This is a genomic window from Telluria sp. PB2R4 (assembly GCF_059685695.1).
On sequence record NZ_JCASIC010000001.1, the window covers coordinates 163032 to 183758 of the forward strand.

Here is a 20727-nt window from a genome sequence, read left to right on the forward strand (position 1 = left end):
ATGCAAATAAAAAAGGTTAAATCTTGAGGGCGTCAAGTAAATCGGTCTCGAGCTGCACCTGGCTGCGCGGATTGTTCAGCGCGGCGCCGTCGATCAGGAACACGTCCTCGACGCGCTCGCCAAGGGTCATGATCTTGGCGGTATGCAGGTTGATGCGGTAGCGCGTCAGCACGCTGGCGATCGCGTACAGCAGGCCGGGACGGTCGTTGGCGGCCACCGACAGTACGTGGAACTGGCCGCGCTCGTCCGGTCTGAGGTCGACGGTCGGCGTGACCGGGAACGTTCGCGACAGGCGCGACAGGCGCCCGCGCGTGGGCGGCGGCAGGGCTTCCTGCGTCACCAGCAGGGCGCACAGTTCGTGCTCGATCAGGCTGATGATGTCGCGGTAGCTGCCGGCGAAGTTGTCCTCGGTGACGAGGAAGGAGTCGAGCGCGTAGCCGTGGCGCGTGGTGTGGATCTTGGCGTCGAGGATGCTCAGGTTCTTGCGGTCGAAATAGCTGCAGATGCGCGCGAACAGGTCGGGCTGGTCCTTGAGGTACACGGCCACCTGCAGGCCGGCGCCGATCGGCGCCAGGTGTGCCTTGACCACCGGCCTGTCGCTGTCGACCTTGTCGTGCAGGGCGCGCGTCTGCCAGGCGATGTCGGAGGCGTCGTGGCGCAGGAAGTAGACCACGTCGAGCTGCTTCCACAGCGCCTCGTGGGCGTCGGCCTGCAAACCATACAGGCGCAGCGTGGCCTGCGCTTCCTTCTGGCGGGCGCGCAGTTCGCGGTCGGCGCTGTGCACCTCGCCGCCCAGCACCCGCAGGGTCACCTTGTACAGGTCTTCGAGCAGCTTGGCCTTCCAGGCGTTCCACACCTTGGGACTGGTGCCGCGGATATCGGCCACGGTCAGCAGGTAGAGCGCGGTCAGGTGGCGCTCGTCCTTCACCACCGCGGCGAACGCGGCAATGACGTCCGGGTCCGACAAATCCTGCTTCTGCGCCACCGTCGACATGGTCAGGTGCTGCTGGACCAGGAACACCACCAGTTCGGTATCTTCCTCGGAAATGCCGTGGCCGCGGCAGAAGTCTTCCGCGTCCTGCATGCCGAGTTCGGAATGGTCGCCGCCACGGCCCTTGGCGATGTCGTGGAACAGGGCGGCCACATACAGCAGCCAGCGGTCGCGGAAATCGGCGATCAGCCCGCTGCAGAAGGGGTATTCGTGCGCGTGTTCCGGCATCGTGAAGCGGCGCAGGTTGCGCACCACCATCATGATGTGCTGGTCGACCGTATAGACGTGGAACAGGTCGTGCTGCATCTGGCCGGTGATGCTGCGGAAGGCCGGCAGGTAGCGGCCCAGCACGCCCATGTCGTTCATGCGCCGCAGCGCGTGCACCAGGCCGCTCGGCGCCTGCAGGATGCGCAGGAACAGGGCCTGGTTGGCCGGGTCGGCACGGAACGCTTCGTCGATGACGTTCCGCGCATGCCACAGGGCGCGGATGGTGCGCGCCGTCATGCCCTTGATGTCTGGGCGCTCGGTCATCGTGACGAACACCCCGAGCACGGACGGGGGGAAGCGCTCGAAGGTATCGTCGCGGGCGATGTCGATGAAGCCGTTCACTTCGTTGAAGTGCGCGTGGAAGTCGCCGCCGATCGGTACCGAGGCGCAGGGGCGCGGGAACAGCTGGGCCTCGATGTTCTGCAGCATGATGGTGTTCAGCTGGGTCACCACCTTGGCCGCCCAGTAATAACGCTGCATCAGGAATTCGCTGGCGCGGCGCCCGTCGGCGTTGTCCAGGCCAAAGGTGCGGGCGATCGCGGTCTGCACGTCGAACACCAGGCGGTCTTCGCGCCGATTGGTCTGCAGGTGCAGGCGCACGCGGATGTCCTTGAAGGCGTATTCCTTTTCCATCAGCTGGCGCGCCTCGGTGCGCGTGATCAGCTTGGCGCGCGCCATCTGGCTCCACGATTCGGCCAGGCCGGCGGCCTTGGCCACCCACATGATCACCTGCAGGTCGCGCAGCGCGCCCGGGCTTTCCTTGACGTTCGGCTCGAGCGCGAAGGCAGTGTATTCGTACTTGGCATGGCGCAGCCGCATCTCGGCGGTCTTGGCCTGGAAGAAGGCCTGCGGGTCGAGTGCGTCGCGGTGGCGCCGGCGCATTTCCTCGAACAGGGGTGCGTCGCCGGTCACCAGGCGCGCTTCCAGCAGGCTGGTCTGCACGGTGATGTCGGCGCGCGACTCGACCAGGCATTCGTCGACGGTGCGGATGCTGTGGCCGATTTCCAGGCCCAGGTCCCAGAACAGCTGCACCAGGGTTTCCAGTTTCGCCTGGGTGAGGGCGTCGGCCGGCTGGCCGAGCAGGATCAGGAGATCGACGTCGGAATAGGGGAAGAGTTCGCCGCGGCCATAGCCGCCGACGCCCACCAGCGCCGTGTTGGCGGGCAGTCCTGCCGTGCGCCAGGCGTCGGTCAGGATGCCGTCGACGCAGGTGCGCAGGCCGCGCAGCAGCTTTTCGGGCTTGCCGTCCTGGTGGAAGGCGTCGATCAGGGCCTGGCGCTCGGCCTTCAGTTCGGCTTTCAAGCGTTGGCGCAGCTCCGTGCGCGAGCTGTCGAGGAGCGCGGGCTGGCCCATGTCCTTGTCCCTTCGGTCAGGCCGGAACCGCGGCGCCCTGGTTCAGCAGCGGCAGCACCATGGCGGGCGGCTGCGGGCTGCCGGCCGACATGGTGAGCACCTCGACGCCGGTCTCGGTGACCAGCACCGTGTGTTCCCACTGCGCCGACAGGCTGCGGTCCTTGGTCTTGATGGTCCAGCCGTCCGGCATTTCGCGGATCTCGCGGCGGCCGGCGTTGATCATCGGCTCGATGGTGAAGATCATGCCGGGCACCAGCTCTTCGCCGGTGCCCGGGCGGCCGTAGTGCAGCACCTGCGGCTCTTCGTGGAACACGCGGCCCACGCCGTGGCCGCAGAATTCGCGCACCACGCTGTAGCCGTGCTTCTCGGCGTGCTGCTGGATGGCATGGCCGATGTCGCCCAGGCGGTTGCCGGGCTTGACCCTGGCGATGCCCAGCCACATGCACTCGAAGGTGATCTCGGACAGGCGTTTGGCCAGGATGCTCGGCTCGCCGACCAGGAACATGCGGCTGTTGTCGCCGTGGAAGCCTTCCTTGGTGATCGGGGTGATGTCGATGTTCAGTGCGTCGCCGCTCTTGAGCACGCGGTCGCCCGGGATGCCGTGGCAGATCACGTCGTTGACCGAGGCGCAGATCGAGCCGGGGAAGGGCGGGTAGCCCGGCGGCGCGTAGTTGAGCGTGGCCGGCACCGTGCCCTGCACGTTGATCATGTAGTCCTTGGCCAGGCGGTCGAGCTCGCCGGTGGTGACGCCGGGTTTCACGAAGGGGGTGATGTAGTCGAGCACTTCCGAGCCGAGCCGGCAGGCGACGCGCATGCCTTCGATTTCTTCCGGGGTCTTGGGGATGGAGGCCATGGAATGTTGATCCTGCAAATAATGGTTGACCCGGGGTCGGGTGGTAATTGCATCATTATAAGGGATGGCGGACCCCTTGAAAACAATGTGAAATCCGGCTAGAATCTCGGGTTGCTCGTATTCGCATCGAGCAATGTTGTAGAAATTACTTTTTAATTGAAATCGCGAACGTGGCCGCCAAAGGGTGCCTGCTAGGTGACTGGCCACGTTCAAGACCCAACCCTGGAGAATTACATGTCCGTTACTATGCGTGAAATGCTGGAAGCCGGTATCCACTTCGGCCACCAGACCCGTTTCTGGAACCCGAAAATGGCGCCGTTCATCTTCGGTCATCGCAACAAGATCCACATCATCAACCTGGAAAAGACCATGGCGATGTACCAGGATGCGATGAAGACCATCAAGCAGATCTCGGCCAACCGCGGCACCATCCTGATGGTCGGCACCAAGCGCCAGGCGCGCGACATCATCGCCGCCGAAGCAGCGCGCGCAGGTGTGCCGTACGTCGACCAGCGCTGGCTGGGCGGCATGCTGACCAACTTCAAGACCATCAAGACTTCGATCAAGCGCCTGAAGGACATGGAAGCCCTGATCGAATCGGGTGAAGTCGAGAAGCTGTCGAAGAAAGAAGCGCTGATGTTCTCGCGCGAACTGGTCAAGCTGCAGAAGTCGATCGGCGGCATCAAGGACCTGGGCGGCGTGCCTGACGCGATCTTCGTCGTCGACGTCGGCTACCACAAGGGCGCGATCACCGAAGCCGGCAAGCTGGGCATCCCGGTCATCGGCGTGGTCGATACCAACCACTCGCCAGAAGGCGTCACCCACGTGATCCCTGGCAACGACGACTCGTCGAAGGCAATCACCCTGTACGCACGCGGCGTCGCCGATGCAATCCTGGAAGGCCGCGCCAACGCCACCAACGAAGTCGTTGAAATGGTCAAGGCTGCCGGCGGCGACGAATTCGTCGAAGTTTCCGAGCAGGCATAATGTAGGGCAGGCCGAGCCTGCCTGAGCATCAAAGGGGGCGCCGAGCCGTGGCACGAGCCCCCCTTTTTTTAAGCACGACGCTTAGCAATAAATTATCGCCCGGGTGTCCATGACACCCGCGCTATCTACATCAAACAATTGGGAGAATTCAACATGGCAGCTATTACCGCAGCGATGGTTGGTGAACTGCGCGCGAAGACCGACGCGCCAATGATGGAATGCAAGAAGGCACTGACCGAAGCCGAAGGCGACATGGGCCGTGCCGAAGAGATCCTGCGCGTCAAGCTGGGCGGCAAGGCATCGAAGGCCGCTGCCCGCGTGACCGCCGAAGGCGTGGTCGCTGCTTACATCTCCGGCAACGTCGGCGCGCTGGTCGAAGTCAACAGCGAAACCGACTTCGTCGCCAAGAACGAAGAATTCCTGGCCATGGTCAATCTGGCAGCCAAGCTGGTCGCCGAGAACAACCCGGCCGACGTCGCCGCCCTGGCAGCGCTCCCGCACGACGGCAAGACCTTCGACGACGTGCGTACGGCACTGATCGGCAAAATCGGCGAGAATATGTCGGTCCGCCGCTTCCAGCGCTTCGAAACCACCGCCAAGCTGGCGTCGTACCTGCACGGCACCCGCATCGGCGTGATGGTCGAGTTCGACGGCGAAGACCAGGTCGGCAAGGACGTGGCGATGCACATCGCCGCCATGAAGCCGGTCGCCCTGTCGTCGGAGTCGGTGCCTGCTGAAATGATCGAGAAAGAGCGTTCGGTTGCCCAGCTGAAAGCCCAGGAAGACGCCGACAAGGCCGCCGCCGAAGGCAAGCAGCCGCAGTCGGCCGAGATCGTCGCCAAGCGTATCGACGGTTCGGTGCAGAAGTACCTGAAGGAAGTCTCGCTGCTGAACCAGGCATTCGTGAAGAACGACAAGCAGTCGATCGAACAGATGCTGAAGGCCTCGAACGCCAGCGTGAAGGCATTCACGATGTACGTCGTCGGCGAAGGCATCGAGAAGAAGGTGGACGACTTCGCAGCAGAAGTCGCAGCCCAGATGGCTGCCAACAAGCAGTAATCAAGAAAGCGGGCCGAAAGGCCCGTTTTTGCAGGGTGGTGCCGCGCACACCACCCGCCAGCCATCTGTCGTTGCAGATGAGGCCGTGCTGACCCGCGGCCGGACCCGAATTCGAAACACAACATAGGAGCCGCTTCATCATGACAAAACCAGCCTACCAACGAGTCCTTCTCAAACTGTCTGGCGAAGCGCTGATGGGTGACGACCAGTTCGGCATCAACCGCGCAACCATCGACCGCATGGTCGCCGACGTGGCGGAAGTGGCGAAGATGGGCGTGCAGGTGGCGATCGTGATCGGCGGCGGCAACATCTTCCGCGGCGTGGCACCGGGCGCCCAGGGCATGGACCGCGCCACCGCGGACTACATGGGCATGCTCGCCACCGTCATGAATGCGCTGGCCCTGGCCGACTCGATGCGCCATGTCGGCATCACCGCGCGCGTGATGTCGGCCATCAGCATCGAGCAGGTGGTCGAGCCCTACGTCCGCCCGAAGGCCCTCCAGTACCTCGAAGAAGGCAAGGTCGTCGTGTTTGCCGCCGGCACCGGCAACCCTTTCTTCACCACCGACACCGCGGCCGCGCTGCGCGGCGCCGAAATCTCGGCCGAGATCGTCCTGAAGGCCACCAAGGTCGATGGCGTCTACTCCGCCGACCCGAATAAAGACCCGAGCGCCACGCGCTACAACTCGATTTCCTTCGACGAGGCGATCTCCAGGAACCTGCAGGTGATGGACGCCACCGCGTTCGCGCTGTGCCGCGACCAGAAGCTGCCGATCAAGGTGTTCTCCATCACCAAGCCCGGCGCCATGAAAGCCGTGATCATGGGCGAAGACGAGGGTACACTGGTACACGTTTGAACGACGTTTGAATCACGTTCAGGAATCTCGAGATTCCCGTCTCGGGAATCTCGCATCAACATCAACAAGAACAGGAGTGCAGCATGTCCTTAGCTGACGTCAAGAAGAACGCGCAGGAGCGCATGAACAAGTCCATCGAGACCTTGCGGGCCAACCTGGCCAAGGTCCGTACCGGCCGCGCCCACGCCGGCATCCTCGATTCCGTGATGGTCGAGTACTACGGTTCGCCCGTGCCGCTGTCGCAGGTCGCCAACCTGACCCTGATCGACGCCCGCACCATCGGCGTGGCGCCGTTCGAGAAGAAACTGGCGGGCACCATCGAAAAAGCGATTCGCGACTCCGACCTGGGCCTGAACCCGTCGTCCCAGGGTGACACCATCCGCGTGCCGACCCCGCCGCTGACCGAAGAGCGCCGCAAGGAAATGGTCAAGCTCACCAAGTCGGAAGGCGAGGACGCCAAGATCGCCGTGCGCAACATCCGCCGCGACGCCAACGAAGCGGTCAAGAAGATGGTCAAGGACAAGACCGCGTCGGAAGATGACGAGCGCCGCTCGTCCGACGAGATCCAGAAGCTGACCGACAAGTTCGTGGCCGACATCGACAAGCTGCTGGCTGAAAAAGAAAAAGACATCATGACGGTGTAATACCGGGCCAGGGGCGTCCGTGCCCCGCCCAGGCGGACCGGCCCCGGCATGCGTGCTGCGGCCGGTCCGAGTCCCTTTAAGACCGGTCGACGCCGCATTTACTGAACGAGCCAAATGCGCCGCCGGCCCTGCTGGAAACCAAGATGTTCAAAAGTTCGACCACTGCCATTCCCGAAGCGCCGAAGGTGCCGCGCCATATCGCCATCATCATGGATGGCAATGGGCGCTGGGCCACCAAACGTCTGCTGCCGCGCGTGGCCGGCCACGTCAAGGGCGTGGAGGCGGTGCGCGGCGTCGTCGAATACTGCGTCGAGCGCGGCGTCGAATACCTGACGCTGTTCGCCTTTTCGTCCGAAAACTGGCGCCGTCCGGCCGAGGAAGTCTCGCTGCTGATGCGCCTGTTCGTCACCGCGCTCGAGCGCGAAGTGGCGAAGATGCACGCCAATAACATCCGCCTGAAAGTCGTGGGCGACCTCAGCCGCTTCGATGCCAAGCTGCAGGAAATGATCAGCGCCGCCGAGCGCCGCACCGCCAACAACACCCGCCTGACGGTCAGCGTGTGCGCCAACTATGGCGGCCGCTGGGATATCATGCAGGCAACGGGCAAGATGGTGGCGGCGAATCCCGGCGTGTCCGAATTCACCGAAGAGATGCTGGCGCCGCACCTGGCGATGGCGTATGCGCCCGAGCCCGACCTGTTCATCCGTACCGGCGGCGAAGAGCGCATCTCCAACTTCCTGCTGTGGCAGCTGGCGTATTCCGAGCTGTACTTCACCAAGACCTTCTGGCCCGATTTCTCGAAGGCCTCGCTGGACGAGGCGATCGATTCGTTCCAGCAGCGCGAACGCCGCTTCGGCCAGACCGGCGACCAGGTCGCGCAGAAGTCCGACACCCCGTCCAGGGCCTGAACCCGACGTACACCACCGACAATGCTGAAAACCCGGATCCTCACCGCGCTCGCACTGCTGGCAGTCTTGCTGCCAGTCCTGTATTTCAATAACTACACGGCGTTCGCGGTGGTCGCTTCCGTCTTCTTCGGGGCGGCGATCTGGGAGTGCTTCCGCCTGTTCAATCCGGAGACCGGCAAGGCCCCGATCATCGCGGCCTTCTGGACCGCCGCCTTTGTCTACGCCTTTTTCGTCTCGCCGAACCCGAACCCGGTGTTCTGGTTCGCGATCAGCGTGCTGGTGTGGGTCCTGCGCTTTGCGCCCTCGCTCAAGCTCGGCCTGCCGCCGCTGAACAGCACGTCCAACACCTTCCTCAGCCTGATCTATGCGATCTCGGTGGTAGGCTGCTTCGCCGCCATCGTCGAGATGTACCGCCTGTCGCCGCTGTACCTGCTGTCGGTGCTGGCCATCGTCTGGGCCGCCGACATCTTCGCCTACGTCTCGGGCAAGGCCTTCGGCAAGCGCAAGCTGGCGCCTTCGATCTCGCCGGGCAAGTCGTGGGAAGGCGCGATCGGCGGCTGCATTGCCGTGCTTCTGCTGGTGCCTCTGAGCATCGTGGTGGGCGGCGACGCCATGGCGGGCACCTTCGCCGCGCGCGTACAGGCCAGCCTCGGCTGGGCCGTGCTGCTCGCGGTGCTCATCCTCATCGTCGCGGCCAGCGTGGTCGGCGACCTGTTCGAATCCCAGCTCAAGCGCCGCGCCGGCATGAAGGACAGCAGCAAGCTGTTGCCTGGCCACGGCGGGGTGCTGGACCGCGTGGACGCACTCGTCCCGGTCCTGCCACTGGCAGCCCTGATCGGCGCCTGGCTCTGAAGCAGCACAACCAGGAATCACACCATGCAACGCATTACCATCCTGGGCGCCACCGGCTCGATCGGCGCCTCGACCCTTGACGTTCTCGCCCGCCATCCCGACCGCTACCGTGTCTACGCCCTGAGCGCCCACGGCCGGGTCGAAGAACTGGCCGAGGCCTGCCGCCGCTTTAGGCCGGCGCGCGCGGTGGTCGGCACCCCGGAGGCGGCGGGGCGCCTGGCGCAGTTGCTGGGCGAAATGGGCCTGGATACCCAGGTCGAGCATGGCGAGGATGCCCTGTGTGACATCGCGGCCAGTCCCGAGACCGACACCGTCATGGCCGCCATCGTCGGCGCCGCCGGCCTGGCCCCGACCCTGGCAGCGGCGCGCGCCGGCAAGAAGGTCCTGCTGGCCAACAAGGAAGCCCTGGTGATGTCCGGCCAGCTGTTCATGGACGCGGTGCGCGAACACAAGGCCACCCTGCTGCCGATCGACAGCGAGCACAATGCGATCTTCCAGTCGCTTCCCGCTACCTATGCGCGCGACCCGGGCGCGGCGGGCGTCGCCAAGATCCTGCTGACCGCCTCCGGCGGCCCCTTCCTGCAGCGCGCGGTCGAGACCCTCGGCGAGGTCACGCCGGACGAAGCCTGCAAGCACCCGAACTGGGTCATGGGCCGCAAGATCTCGGTAGATTCCGCCACCATGATGAACAAGGGCCTCGAAGTGATCGAGGCCCACTGGCTGTTCGGTGCGCCGGCCGACCTGATCGAAGTCGTGATCCACCCGCAGAGCGTGATCCACTCGATGGTCTCGTACACCGACGGCTCGGTGCTGGCGCAGCTGGGCAACCCCGACATGCGCACCCCGATCGCGCACGCGCTGGCCTTCCCGGAGCGGATCGCCTCGGGCGTGCCCCAGCTCGACCTGACCGCGATGGCCGCGCTCCAGTTCCACCAACCTGATTTCAATCGCTTCCCCTGCCTCAAGCTCGCGTTTGATGCTCTCCGCGCCGGCGGCACCGCCCCAAGCCTGCTCAATGCCGCCAACGAAGTGGCGGTGCAGGCCTTCCTCGAGCGCGAGATCGGTTTCCGCGACATCGACCGCGTGATCGCCGGGGTCATGGACAGCGTGCCGCACGGCCCGGCGCCTTCGATCGAGGCGGTGCTGGAACAGGATGCGCGCGCCCGCGCGGCCGCGCAGGCCGCGATCGCCCGCATGCGAGCCTGAGCCATGAGCCTGCTCTACACCATCCTGGCCTTCGCGCTGGCCCTCGGACCCCTGATCGTCCTGCACGAACTCGGGCACTACCTGGTCGCACGCGCCTGCGGCGTGAAGGTGCTGCGCTTCTCGATCGGCATGGGCCGCGTGGTCTGGTCGCGCCGCTTCGGGCGCGACCAGACCGAGTGGGCGATCTCCCTGCTGCCGCTGGGCGGTTACGTCAAGATGCTCGACAGCCGCGACCCCGAAACCGCGCCCAAGGACGAATCCGAGCTGCACCGTGAGTTCACCCGCCAGAACGTCTGGCGCCGCATCGCCATCGTGGCGGCCGGCCCGCTCGCCAACTTCCTGGTGGCCATCGCGCTGATGGCGGCGCTGTTCATGCACGGCGTCGAGGAACCCTCGGCGCGCCTGCGTACCGCGCCGCAAGGCACGGCGGCGCAGCTGGCCGGTGTGCGCGGCGGCGACACGGTGGTGGCGGTGAACGGCAATCCGGTCCAGTCCTGGGCCGAGCTGCGCTGGCAGATCGTGCACGCCACCGTCGACAAAACCGAGGCGCGTCTCGAGCTGCGCGCACAAGGTGGCGGCAGCTACCATGCCACCATCCCGCTCGAGCGCATCGCCCGGCTCGACGTCGAAGGCGATGTCGCAAAGGACCTGGGCCTGGACCTGTGGCGCGCCCGCGCCCGCATCGAGAAGGTGCTGCCGGGCGGGGCAGGCGAGCGCGCCGGCCTGCTGGCCGGCGACCTGGTGCTGCGCGCCGACGGCAAGCCGGTCGAGGACGGCATGGCCTTCACCGAAACCATGCGCGCCGCAGGCGGCCGCGCGGTTCCGCTCGAGATCGAGCGGGGAGGGCGGGTGGTGGCCCTGACGGTGACGCCGGAGAAAGATGCCGCCAGCGGCCGCGGCGTGGCCAAGGTGCTGCTGTCGCAGCCGGTCGAGATGGTCACGGTGCGCTCCGGCCCGCTGGAGGCGATCGCCCGCGGGGCCGAGCGCACCTGGGAGACCAGCACCATGACGCTCAAGATGATCGGCCGGATGATCACCGGCGAAGCCTCGTGGAAGAACGTCACCGGCCCGATCACCATTGCCGATTACGCGGGGCAGACCGCGCGCATCGGACTGGCCACCTATTTGCAGTTCATCGCATTTATTAGTATTAGCTTAGGCGTAATGAATTTGTTACCGATTCCGGTTCTGGATGGTGGCCATTTACTGTATTATTCGCTGGAAGTTTTGACCGGGCGCCCCGTGCCTGCGCGTGTCGGAGAGTTCGCACAGCGCTTCGGAGTCGGCCTGCTGTTCATGCTGATGGCGCTCGCCGTCTTCAATGACCTGGTGCGGTTGCTCTAGCGGTTGCCCAATCAGGAACCGCGCGCCGGGAAAAGAATATGTATGTATGTTGTCCAATGACCCAGAAATACAGCCAATGAATTTACAACGAGATCGTTTTGCCCTGCCGTTCATCCGTCGCAGCATGATTGGCGCAGCCGTGCTGGCCATCTGCGCCGGCAATGCGCTTGCCGCCAGCCCGTTCGTGGTCAAGGACATCCGGGTCGAAGGCATCCAGCGTACGGAAGCGGGCACCGTGTTCAGCTACCTGCCGGTGCGCGTGGGCGAGACCTTCGACGACGCCAAGGCGACCACCGCCATCAAGGCGCTGTTCGCTACCGGCTTCTTCAAGGACATCCGCCTGGAAGAGGAAAACGGGGTGCTGGTGGTGCTGGTCGAAGAACGTCCGGCAATCTCCACGGTGGACTTCACCGGCACCAAGGAATTCGAAAAAGACATGCTGGTCAAGGCGCTGGGTGAAATCGGCGTCGGCGAGACCAAGATCTTCGACAAGGCCGCGGTCGACCGCGCCGAGCAGGAACTCAAGCGCCAGTACCTGTCGCACGGCCTGTACGGCGTGAAGATCACCACCACCGTCACCCCGATCGAGCGCAACCGCGTGACGATCATGTTCAACGTGGACGAAGGCGACGTCGCCAAGATCCGCCAGATCTCCTTCGTCGGCAACAAGGCCTTCTCGGACAAGGAGCTGCGCGAAGTGCTGCAGCTGTCCAAGTCGGGCTGGCTCACCTGGTACTCGAAGGCCGACCAGTACTCCAAGCAGAAGCTGACCGGCGACCTCGAGTCGATCAAGTCCCTGTACCTGAACAACGGCTATCTCGAAGCCAACGTCGAATCGACCCAGGTCTCGATCACCCCGGACAAGCGCGACATCTACCTGACCATCAACATCACCGAAGGCGAGAAGTACACCGTCTCGGGCGTGAAGTTAGAGGGCGAGATGTTCGGCCGCGAGGAAGAGTTGAGCAAGCTGATCCTGCTCCAACCGGGCAAGACCTACTCCGGCGAGCTGATGGAAGCGACCAACAAGCTGATCTCGGACCGCCTCGGCTCCTTCGGCTATGCCTTCGCCAACGTCACCGCCAACCCCGAGATCAACCGCGAGAAGCGCGAAGCCAGGTTCACCTTCTTCATCGACCCGGGCAAGCGCGCCTACGTGCGCCACATGAACATCTCGGGCAATACCGTGACCCGCGACGAAGTGATTCGCCGCGAATTCCGGCAGTTCGAGAGCTCGTGGTACGACGCCAACCGCGTCAAGCTCTCGCGCGACCGCGTCGACCGCCTCGGCTACTTCAAGGACGTGAAGGTCGAGACCCCGGAGTCGCCCGGCACCACCGACCAGGTGGACGTCAACATGGTGGTCGAAGAAAAGCCGACCGGTAACTTCATGATCGGCGGCGCGTTCTCGCAATCGGAGAAGTTCACCTTCACCGCGTCGATCTCGCAGGCCAATTTCGCCGGCAGCGGCAATACCATCGGCCTGGAGCTCAATACCAGCAAGTACAACCGCACGATCGCGTTCTCGCAGACCAATCCGTACTTCACGGACGACGGCATCTCGCGCTCGTTCCAGCTGTACCTTCGCACCATGAATCCGCCGGCGGTCAACCTCGGCCTGTACAAGGTGCGCCAGACCGGCGGCACCATGACCTTCGGCGTGCCGTTCTCGGAATCGGACACCGTGTTCTTCGGCGCCGGCATCGAAAGCACCCGGATCGAGACCGACGCCACCTCGCCGCAGCTGTACCGCACCTTCGTGGCGCAGAACGGCGGCCCGGCGGACGGCATCGGCGACGCCCGCACCAACGCCATTCCGCTGACCGCGGCGTGGGGCCGCGATACCCGCGACAGCGCGGTGACCCCGACCCGCGGCCGCTACCAGCGCGCCAACCTCGAGGTCGATGCGCTGGGCGACTCGAAGTACTACCGCCTGGTGTACGAACACCAGTGGTGGCGTCCGCTCACGCGCTGGATGACACTGGCCTTGCGCGGCGAGTTCGACTACGGCAAGGGCATCGGCGGCGCCAACTACCCGGTGTTCAAGAACTTCTACGCCGGCGGCATCGGTTCGGTGCGCGGCTACGAAAGCTCGTCGCTGGGCGTGGTCGACCCGAACTACTACGATGCGATCGGCGGTTCCAAGCGCGTGATCGGCAACGTCGAATTGCAGTTCCCGTTCCCGGGCGGCGGCACCGACCGCAGCCTGCGCTGGTTCACCTTCGTGGACGGCGGCCAGGTGTTCCAGGAACAGTCCAAGATCCGCCTGGACCAGATGCGCTACTCCGCCGGTATCGGCCTGTCGTGGATTTCCCCGGTCGGTCCGCTGAAGTTGAGTTATGCTAAGCCCCTGAACTCCTTGCCGGGAGACAGACTGGAACGCTTCCAGTTCCAGATGGGTACCGGTTTCTGACCGGGACGAATTACGGAGAACGATGTTGAATACGCTGATAGCCAGGTTGCCCCAGTATTTGCCCAAGGCGCTGCTGCTGGCCGTGCTGTGCGCAGCGCCGCTGACCCAGGCCCAGGCCCAGAGTTCGGGCCGGATCGGCTTCGTCGCCACCGAGCGCCTGATGAGCGAATCGAAGATGGCCAAGACGGCCGACGCGCGCATCCAGGCCGAATTCTCGAAGCGCCAGAAGGTGGTCGAGGAAACCGTCGTCAAGCTCAAGCAAGCGTCGGAAAAATTCGACGGCGAGGCGGCCGGCTTGAACGACGTCGAGCGCACCCGCCGTGCGCGTGAGCTGCTGAACATGGAAAAAGACGTGCAGCGCATGCAGCGCGAGTTCCAGGAAGACCTCATGCAGCGCAAGAACGAAGAGCGCGCCGCCATCGCAACGCGTGCCTACAAGATCATCGAGCAGGTCGCCGAGCAGGAGCGGCTCGACGCCGTCCTGGCCGAGGCCGCATGGTCCAGCCCGCGCATCGACATCACCGACAAGATCCTGAAGCTGCTCGACAAGTAAGTCGGCAGGCAAGGCCCTTGCAACAGTAAAAAGACGCATCACATTTTGACTGACACCCGACATCCCAACACGGGCATTCGACTGCAGGACCTGGTCGATCGCTTCGGCGGACAACTGGTGGGCGACCCGGACATTGCCGTCGCGGCCATCGCGCCGCTCGACAGCGCGGGCCCCTCGCACATCAGCTTCCTCAGCAACAGCAAGCTGCGCGCCCTGGCGGCGCAGAGCCAGGCGGCCGCGCTGATCCTGTCGCCGCTGGACGACCCGAGCGTTGCCGCGACCTACGAAGGCGCGCGCATCGTCACCACCAATCCCTACGCCTATTTCGCCCGCGCGGCGCAATACTTCGTCTCGCTCGCCGAGACGCCGAAGGCGCCGGGCATCGACCCCAGCGCCGTGGTGTCGCCTGGCGCGATCGTCGATCCGACCGCCCACGTCGGACCGCACGTGACGATCGAGGCCGGCGCGGTGATCGGCGCCCATGCGGTAATCGACGCCGGCTGCTTCATCGGCCTTGAAGCGCGCATCGGCGAAGGCACCCACCTGTTCGCGAATGCCACCTTCCACGCGCGCTGCGTCATCGGCGCACGCGGCGTGATCCATTCGGGGGCGGTGATCGGCGGCGACGGCTTCGGCTTCGCGGTCGAGGGCGGCAAGTACATCAAGATTCCGCAGACCGGACGCGTGCTGATCGGTGACGACGTCGACATCGGCGCCAACACCACGATCGACCGCGGCGCGCTGGCCGACACCGTCATCGAAGACGGGGTCAAGCTCGACAACCAGATCCAGATTGGCCACAACTGCCACATCGGCGCGCACACGGCCATGGCCGGCTGCGTCGGCGTGGCCGGCAGCGCGAAGATCGGCAAGGGTTGCACCTTCGGCGGCGCCGCCATGGTGCTGGGCCACCTGGAAATCGCCGACAACGTCCATATCTCCTCGGGCAGCATGGTGTCGCGCTCGGTGCTCGAGCCGGGCCAGTACACCGGCTTCTACCCGCTGGCCAAGAATGCCGAGTGGGAACGCAGCGCGGCCATCGTGCGCAACCTGGGCTCGATGCGGGAGAAGATCCGCACCCTCGAAAAAGCAATCAAAACTCTCACAGAACAAAAATGACCACTCCAGAGATCAAGACCCTCGACATCAACGGCATCAAGGAATACCTGCCGCACCGCTATCCGCTGCTGCTGGTCGACCGCGTGCTCGACGTCGAACTGGGCAAGCGCATCACCGCCATCAAGAACGTCACCGTCAACGAAGAATTCTTCAATGGCCACTTCCCGCACAAGCCGGTGATGCCGGGCGTCCTGATGATCGAAGCGATGGCGCAGACCGCCGCGATCCTGTCCTTCATGACCATGAACGTGAAGCCGGACGAGAATTCGGTGGTGTACTTCGTCGGCATCGACAACGCGCGCTTCAAGCGTCCGGTCGAGCCGGGCGACCAGCTCAAGATGGACATCGAGATCCTGCGCGTGTCGCGCGGCATCTGGAAGTACAAGGCCGTGGCCAGCGTCGACGGCAAGGTCGCGGTCGAGGGTGAGCTGATGTGCACGATCCGTGCGAACGATTCGGCTGCAACACCTGGTGCAACGCCTGCGGGGCAGTAAAATGAGCAAGATTCATCCAAGCGCGATCGTCGACCCCAAGGCCGAGCTGGACAGCTCGGTCGAGGTCGGCCCGTATTCGATCATCGGCCCGGACGTGCGCATCGGCGCGGGCACGGTGGTGGGCCCGCACGTGGTCATCGAAGGCCATACGACGGTCGGCAAGGACAATAAATTTTTCCAGTTCTGCTCGATCGGCGCCGCGCCGCAAGACAAGAAGTGGAAGGGCGAACCGACCCGCCTGGAGATCGGCGACGGCAACACCATCCGCGAATTCGTCACCATGAACCTGGGCACCGCCCAGGACGAAGGCGTGACCCGCCTGGGCGACGACAACTGGATCTCGGCCTACGTCCACCTGGCGCACGACTGCCAGGTCGGCAGCCACACGATCTTCTCGAACAATGCGCAGCTGGCCGGCCACGTGCACGTGGGCGACCATGCGATCCTGTCGGGCTACGCCGGCGTGCACCAGTTCTGCAAGATCGGCGCGCATGCCTTCATCGGCATGTACACCAGCCTGACCCAGGATGTGCCGCCCTTCGTGCTGGTGTCGGGCAACCCGGCCGGCCAGCGCGGCGTGAACATCGAAGGCCTCAAGCGCCGCGGCTTCACGCGCGAGCAGATCGACGGGATCCGCAGCGCCCACAAGCTGGTCTACCGCTCCAACCTGACGCTCGAAGAATCCAAAGGCGCGTTGCTCGAGCTGGAAACGCAGCAGGCCGCCGCCGCGGAGGACATTCGTGCGATGCGCGAATTCCTCGGCAGCGCCACCCGTGGCATCGTTCGCTGAGATGACGCCTTCGGAGATCTCGCTAGCGATGGTCGCCGGCGAGGTGTCCGGCGACATGCTCGCCGCGCGCCTCATGGCCGGACTGCGCCCGCAGCTGCCGAACGTGCGCTTCCACGGCATCGGAGGACCGCGCATGCTGGAGCAGGGCTTGAGCAGCGACGTCCCGATCGAGACGCTGACCGTGCGCGGCCTGTTCGAGATCATCCCGCGCTACCGCGAGATCAAGGGCATCCAGAACCGCCTGCGCGACCGCTTGCTGAGCGAGCGCCCGGCCGCCTTCATCGGCGCCGATTACCCCGGCTTCAACCTCGGGCTGGAAGAGCAGCTGCGCGCCGAGGGTATCCCGACCGTCCACTTCGTCAGCCCGCAGATCTGGGCCTGGCGCGGCGGGCGCATCAAGAAGATCAAGCGCGCCGTGTCGCACATGCTGGTGATCTTTCCCTTCGAGGAAGCGATCTACCGCGCCGCCGGCGTGCCGGTGACCTATATCGGGCATCCGCTGGCCGAGCTGATTCCGCTCGTCCCCGACGTAGCGGCCGCGCGCGCGGAACTGGGCATCGCGCCGGATGCGCGCGTGGTGACGATCATGCCGGGCAGCCGCATGGGCGAGCTCAAATACCTGGCCGAGCCGTTCGTGGCGGCCGCGAAGCTCCTCGCGCAACGCGACCCGAACCTGGTGTTCATCGCGCCGATGGCGGGCGAGCGCCAGCGCGCCTATTACACCGAGATCGTGAACCGGGCCGGCCTGGGCGAGGTGCCGGTGCGCCTGGTCGACGGCGCATCGCACGCAGCGATCGCAGCAGCCGATGCGGTGCTGGTCGCCTCCGGCACCGCGACGCTGGAAGTGGCGCTGTTCAAAAAGCCGATGGTGATCGCCTACAAGGTGATGGGCGCGTCGTGGCAGATCATGCGCCACATGGGCTACCAGCCCTGGATCGGCCTGCCGAACATCCTGGCGCGCGAATTCGTCGTTCCGGAGTATCTTCAACATGCCGCCACGCCCTTGGCGCTGGCCGATGCGGTGCAGCGCCAGCTGGACGACCCGGCGGGAAACGAGGCGCTGGCGCGGCGCTTCCTGGACATGCACCACAGCCTGCTGCGCAACAGCGCGGAAGCGAGCGCGGATGCGGTGCTGCGTGTGATAGGTCGTAAGAAGTGAGCGTAAGAAGTGAGCGCAAAAAATGAGTAGAAAGAAGATTAACTTCTATCCCGGCCTGCCGCCCCGGCTGCGGCCGTTCACCGACGCCGACATCGTCTGCGGCGTCGACGAGGCCGGCCGCGGCCCGCTGGCGGGGCCGGTGTTCGCCGCCGCCGTCATTCTCGACCCGCGCCGGCCGATCGACGGCCTGCGCGATTCCAAGAAGCTGACCGAGGCGCGCCGCGACGAACTGGCGCCGAGAATCAAGGAACACGCGCTGGCGTGGGCGATCGCCGAATGCTCCTGCGAAGAGATCGACACGCTGAACATCCTGCATGCGACCATGCTGGCGATGCGCCGGGCGGTCGAAGCGCTCTCGATGCTGCCGACCATCGCCCTGATCGACGGCAACCGCTGCCCGCCGATGGCGATCCGGGCCCATGCCGTGATCGAAGGCGACGACAAGTGCCACGCCATCTCTGCCGCCTCGATCCTGGCCAAGACCGCGCGCGACGCACTGCTGGTGCAGCTACACGCCCAGTATCCGCAGTACTGCTTCGACCAGCACAAGGGCTACTCGACCGCGCTGCACCTGGAGCGCCTTCGCCTGCACGGCCCCTCGCCGGTGCACCGCCGCTCGTTCGCGCCGGTGCGCGAACTGCTGCAGCCGGACCTGTTTGCATGCGCATGAGGTTCGGCTTATGAAGAGCGATCGATGAAACACGTCAGTTCGCGCGACAACGCGTTCTACAAGGAGCTCAAGGGGCTCGCCACCAGTTCGCAGGCGCGCCGCAAGGCGGGCCTGAGCCTGCTCGACGGCGTGCACCTGTGCCAGAGCTGGCTCGAGCTGCGCGGCGCGCCCGCGCACTGCGTGGTGTCGGATGCGGCGCTGGCCAATCCCGAAGTGGCCGCCATCGTCGCACGTTGCGAGAGCTTGCATGGGCCGGTGACCGCGCTGCCGGACCCGCTGTTCGGCGCCATCAGCCAGGTCGAGAACGGCGTGAACATCGCGTTCGTGGTTGAATCGCCCAAGCCCTCCAGGGCGCCCGGCCTGGTCGAATCGAGCGTGCTGCTCGACGGCGTGCAGGATCCGGGCAATGTCGGCTCGATCCTGCGCAGCGCCGCGGCCAGCGGCATCCGGCAGGTCTACTGCAGCCCGGGTACCGCGTTCTGCTGGTCGCCGAAAGTGCTGCGCGCGGCAATGGGCGCGCACTTCGTGCTCGACATTTTCGAAAACATCGAACTGGCGCCGCTGGTGCGCGACGCCCGGGTGCCGGTGCTGGCCACCAGCGGCTACGCGGCGCAGCAACTGTACGCGATGGACCTGCGCCGGCCGGTGGCCTGGGTACTGGGCCATGAAGGGCAGGGCGTGTCGCAGGAGCTGCTGGATCTCGCGACCCACCGCGTCGCCGTCCCGCACGCGGGCAAGGTCGAATCGCTGAACGTGGCCGCCTGCGCCGCGGTGTGCTTCTTCGAGCAGCTGCGACAAACTCAGGCATAGACGGGGGCGCGGCCTTCAGGGTAATCTGAGGGCTGAATGAATGGAGTAGAGATGGACATCGCGCATTTGCATTTCCTGGTGGCGGAAGCCGACGCCGCCCAGCGCCGGACGCTGGTCGAACTGCTCGGCCAATTGGGCGCGCGCCGCGTGACCGACGTACCGGACGGCCACCTGGCGCTGCAGCGGCTGGAAGCCGGCTTCTCGCCGAAGGTCGACGTCGCGATCGTCGACCTGGCCTTGCCGGGGATGGATGGGCTCGAGCTGATCCGCAGCCTGGGCGCGCTGGGTTCGCCCGGTTCGTCTGCCGAGGGCGTGCGCCTGATCGTCACGGGCGCGCAGCCTGCCAGCCTGCTGTTTTCGGTCGAGACGCTGGCCCAGGCCTACGGCGTCGAGCTGCTGGGATCGATTGGCAAGCCGGTCACGTCGGCCAAGCTCAAGCCGCTGCTCGACAATTACACGCCGCTGGCGCACCGGAGCGACGCGCCGGCGGGCCCGCGTTTCAGCTTCCAGGAAATCGGCATCGGCCTGCAGAAGCGCCAGTTCGAACCCTACTTCCAGCCCAAGATCGAGCTGGCGACCGGCCAGGTGAAAGGCCTGGAAGCCTTTGCGCGCTGGCGTCATCCCGAGCACGGCGTGCTGGGTCCGGGCGCCTTCATCGATGCACTGGAGCAGAACAGCCGGATCGATTTCCTCGACTGGAGCATGATCGAGCTGTCCGCCGAGCGCTGCCGCTGGTTCCAGGACCAGGGCATCCCGGTCCCGATCAGCATCAACCTGGCGCCCGAGACGCTGGCCAACCCGTCCTTCGTGCGCCAGATCACGGCCTGCATCGGCCGCCACCGCATCCTGCCCGAGTACCTGACCTTCGAGATGCCGGAGTCCTCGGTGCTGAACACCGACCCCGAATTCATCGAGCGCCTGGTGCGCCTGCGGATGATGGGTTTCGGGCTGGCGATCGACGACTACGGCACCGGCCGCTCGAACCTGCAGCTGCTGGCGCGCATTCCCTTCACCGAACTGAAGATCGACCGCAGCTTCGTCGACGGCGCCTCCAAGCGCCGCCCGCTGGGCACGGTCTTGCGCTCCTGCCTCGGCCTGGCCCACAGCCTGGACCGCATGTCGGTCGCAGTGGGGGTGGAGACGCGCCAGGACTGGGACTTCCTGCAAAACCTCGGCTGCACCTACGCCCAGGGCTACCACATCGCCAACCCCATGGAAGCCGCCGCCTTCCCCGGCTGGCTCGAAGACTGGCGCCACTTCTTCTAAAAATTCGACGCCGTAAAAAATGGGGTCAGAGTCGAATTGCCAAGCAATTCCCCAGAATTGCCCGCCATTCGACTCCGACCCTCATTACCGGACAGCTCTTACCCTAAATCCAAATTGGGGTCAGAGTCGAAT

19 protein-coding genes are annotated in these 20727 nt (G+C 65.1%); 17 read left to right on the forward strand and 2 right to left on the reverse strand.

The genetic code is table 11. The annotated features are described in order from the left end of the window. Nucleotides 1-16: 16 nt before the first annotated feature. Both AC56LU_RS00740 and map read right to left on the reverse strand, forming a co-directional pair. The gene (locus AC56LU_RS00740) at nt 17-2611 is read right to left on the reverse strand and encodes a [protein-PII] uridylyltransferase (RefSeq protein ID WP_497173676.1); all 2595 of its coding nucleotides are present in this window, start codon (nt 2609-2611) and stop codon (nt 17-19) included. 16 nt (nt 2612-2627) lie between these two features. Further along, nucleotides 2628-3464 carry a type I methionyl aminopeptidase gene (map, locus tag AC56LU_RS00745; protein WP_497173677.1) on the reverse strand — a complete coding sequence of 279 codons (837 nt, stop codon included), beginning with the start codon at nt 3462-3464 and terminating at the stop codon, nt 2628-2630. A gap of 234 nt (nt 3465-3698) precedes the next feature. Here map and rpsB point away from each other — a divergent pair, with 234 nt between their 5' ends. The 17 genes from rpsB (at nt 3699) to AC56LU_RS00830 (ending at nt 20595) form a co-directional block, all read left to right on the forward strand. Continuing rightward, entirely contained in the window at nt 3699-4451 is a 753-nt protein-coding gene (gene rpsB / locus AC56LU_RS00750; protein WP_497173678.1) for a 30S ribosomal protein S2, read from the forward strand. Nucleotides 4452-4604: 153 nt separating this feature from the next. Further along, the gene (gene tsf / locus AC56LU_RS00755) at nt 4605-5510 is read left to right on the forward strand and encodes a translation elongation factor Ts (RefSeq protein ID WP_497173679.1); all 906 of its coding nucleotides are present in this window, start codon (nt 4605-4607) and stop codon (nt 5508-5510) included. Between the two features lie 140 nt (nt 5511-5650). Beyond that, nucleotides 5651-6367, forward strand: a complete 717-nt coding sequence (gene pyrH / locus AC56LU_RS00760) for a UMP kinase (protein WP_497173680.1) — start codon at nt 5651-5653, stop codon at nt 6365-6367. Between the two features lie 83 nt (nt 6368-6450). Further along, nucleotides 6451-7011, forward strand: coding sequence for a ribosome recycling factor (frr, locus tag AC56LU_RS00765; RefSeq protein WP_497173681.1), 561 nt, complete (start codon nt 6451-6453; stop codon nt 7009-7011). Between the two features lie 143 nt (nt 7012-7154). Then, nucleotides 7155-7919, forward strand: coding sequence for a polyprenyl diphosphate synthase (gene uppS, locus AC56LU_RS00770; RefSeq protein ID WP_497173682.1), 765 nt, complete (start codon nt 7155-7157; stop codon nt 7917-7919). 21 nt (nt 7920-7940) lie between these two features. Further along, complete coding sequence (locus tag AC56LU_RS00775; protein ID WP_497173683.1) at nt 7941-8771, forward strand: phosphatidate cytidylyltransferase; 831 nt, start codon at nt 7941-7943, stop codon at nt 8769-8771. Between the two features lie 24 nt (nt 8772-8795). Further along, a complete protein-coding gene (gene ispC, locus AC56LU_RS00780) occupies nt 8796-9977 on the forward strand; it encodes a 1-deoxy-D-xylulose-5-phosphate reductoisomerase (RefSeq protein ID WP_497173684.1) in 1182 nt (393 codons plus the stop codon). Between the two features lie 3 nt (nt 9978-9980). Beyond that, the gene (gene rseP, locus AC56LU_RS00785; RefSeq protein WP_497173685.1) at nt 9981-11321 is read left to right on the forward strand and encodes an RIP metalloprotease RseP; all 1341 of its coding nucleotides are present in this window, start codon (nt 9981-9983) and stop codon (nt 11319-11321) included. Nucleotides 11322-11397: 76 nt separating this feature from the next. Then, nucleotides 11398-13734 carry an outer membrane protein assembly factor BamA gene (bamA, locus tag AC56LU_RS00790; protein ID WP_497173686.1) on the forward strand — a complete coding sequence of 779 codons (2337 nt, stop codon included), beginning with the start codon at nt 11398-11400 and terminating at the stop codon, nt 13732-13734. Nucleotides 13735-13756: 22 nt separating this feature from the next. After that, nucleotides 13757-14287: an OmpH/Skp family outer membrane protein gene (locus AC56LU_RS00795; protein ID WP_497173687.1), complete on the forward strand. Its 531-nt coding sequence runs from the start codon at nt 13757-13759 to the stop codon at nt 14285-14287. 45 nt (nt 14288-14332) lie between these two features. Continuing rightward, on the forward strand, nt 14333-15406 hold the full coding sequence (lpxD, locus tag AC56LU_RS00800) for a UDP-3-O-(3-hydroxymyristoyl)glucosamine N-acyltransferase (RefSeq protein WP_497173688.1): 1074 nt from the start codon (nt 14333-14335) through the stop codon (nt 15404-15406). After that, on the forward strand, nt 15403-15900 hold the full coding sequence (gene fabZ, locus AC56LU_RS00805) for a 3-hydroxyacyl-ACP dehydratase FabZ (protein ID WP_497173689.1): 498 nt from the start codon (nt 15403-15405) through the stop codon (nt 15898-15900). Before lpxD ends, fabZ begins: the two co-directional genes overlap by 4 nt. 1 nt (nt 15901) lies before the next feature. Beyond that, nucleotides 15902-16690: an acyl-ACP--UDP-N-acetylglucosamine O-acyltransferase gene (lpxA, locus tag AC56LU_RS00810; protein ID WP_497173690.1), complete on the forward strand. Its 789-nt coding sequence runs from the start codon at nt 15902-15904 to the stop codon at nt 16688-16690. Nucleotide 16691: 1 nt separating this feature from the next. Next, nucleotides 16692-17849 carry a lipid-A-disaccharide synthase gene (lpxB, locus tag AC56LU_RS00815; RefSeq protein WP_497174198.1) on the forward strand — a complete coding sequence of 386 codons (1158 nt, stop codon included), beginning with the start codon at nt 16692-16694 and terminating at the stop codon, nt 17847-17849. A gap of 22 nt (nt 17850-17871) precedes the next feature. After that, nucleotides 17872-18519, forward strand: coding sequence for a ribonuclease HII (gene rnhB, locus AC56LU_RS00820; RefSeq protein WP_497173691.1), 648 nt, complete (start codon nt 17872-17874; stop codon nt 18517-18519). A gap of 24 nt (nt 18520-18543) precedes the next feature. After that, complete coding sequence (locus AC56LU_RS00825; RefSeq protein WP_497173692.1) at nt 18544-19329, forward strand: TrmH family RNA methyltransferase; 786 nt, start codon at nt 18544-18546, stop codon at nt 19327-19329. Nucleotides 19330-19380: 51 nt separating this feature from the next. Next, on the forward strand, nt 19381-20595 hold the full coding sequence (locus AC56LU_RS00830; RefSeq protein ID WP_497173693.1) for an EAL domain-containing response regulator: 1215 nt from the start codon (nt 19381-19383) through the stop codon (nt 20593-20595). Nucleotides 20596-20727 lie beyond the last annotated feature (132 nt).

Coding starts and splice junctions, on each gene's coding strand:
- AC56LU_RS00740 (WP_497173676.1), bottom strand. CDS start 2,611: ATGGGCCAGCCCGCGCTCCTCGACAGCTCGCGCACGGAGCTGCGCCAA.
- map (WP_497173677.1), bottom strand. CDS start 3,464: ATGGCCTCCATCCCCAAGACCCCGGAAGAAATCGAAGGCATGCGCGTC.
- rpsB (WP_497173678.1), top strand. CDS start 3,699: ATGTCCGTTACTATGCGTGAAATGCTGGAAGCCGGTATCCACTTCGGC.
- tsf (WP_497173679.1), top strand. CDS start 4,605: ATGGCAGCTATTACCGCAGCGATGGTTGGTGAACTGCGCGCGAAGACC.
- pyrH (WP_497173680.1), top strand. CDS start 5,651: ATGACAAAACCAGCCTACCAACGAGTCCTTCTCAAACTGTCTGGCGAA.
- frr (WP_497173681.1), top strand. CDS start 6,451: ATGTCCTTAGCTGACGTCAAGAAGAACGCGCAGGAGCGCATGAACAAG.
- uppS (WP_497173682.1), top strand. CDS start 7,155: ATGTTCAAAAGTTCGACCACTGCCATTCCCGAAGCGCCGAAGGTGCCG.
- AC56LU_RS00775 (WP_497173683.1), top strand. CDS start 7,941: ATGCTGAAAACCCGGATCCTCACCGCGCTCGCACTGCTGGCAGTCTTG.
- ispC (WP_497173684.1), top strand. CDS start 8,796: ATGCAACGCATTACCATCCTGGGCGCCACCGGCTCGATCGGCGCCTCG.
- rseP (WP_497173685.1), top strand. CDS start 9,981: ATGAGCCTGCTCTACACCATCCTGGCCTTCGCGCTGGCCCTCGGACCC.
- bamA (WP_497173686.1), top strand. CDS start 11,398: ATGAATTTACAACGAGATCGTTTTGCCCTGCCGTTCATCCGTCGCAGC.
- AC56LU_RS00795 (WP_497173687.1), top strand. CDS start 13,757: ATGTTGAATACGCTGATAGCCAGGTTGCCCCAGTATTTGCCCAAGGCG.
- fabZ (WP_497173689.1), top strand. CDS start 15,403: ATGACCACTCCAGAGATCAAGACCCTCGACATCAACGGCATCAAGGAA.
- lpxA (WP_497173690.1), top strand. CDS start 15,902: ATGAGCAAGATTCATCCAAGCGCGATCGTCGACCCCAAGGCCGAGCTG.
- lpxB (WP_497174198.1), top strand. CDS start 16,692: ATGACGCCTTCGGAGATCTCGCTAGCGATGGTCGCCGGCGAGGTGTCC.
- rnhB (WP_497173691.1), top strand. CDS start 17,872: ATGAGTAGAAAGAAGATTAACTTCTATCCCGGCCTGCCGCCCCGGCTG.
- AC56LU_RS00825 (WP_497173692.1), top strand. CDS start 18,544: ATGAAACACGTCAGTTCGCGCGACAACGCGTTCTACAAGGAGCTCAAG.
- AC56LU_RS00830 (WP_497173693.1), top strand. CDS start 19,381: ATGGACATCGCGCATTTGCATTTCCTGGTGGCGGAAGCCGACGCCGCC.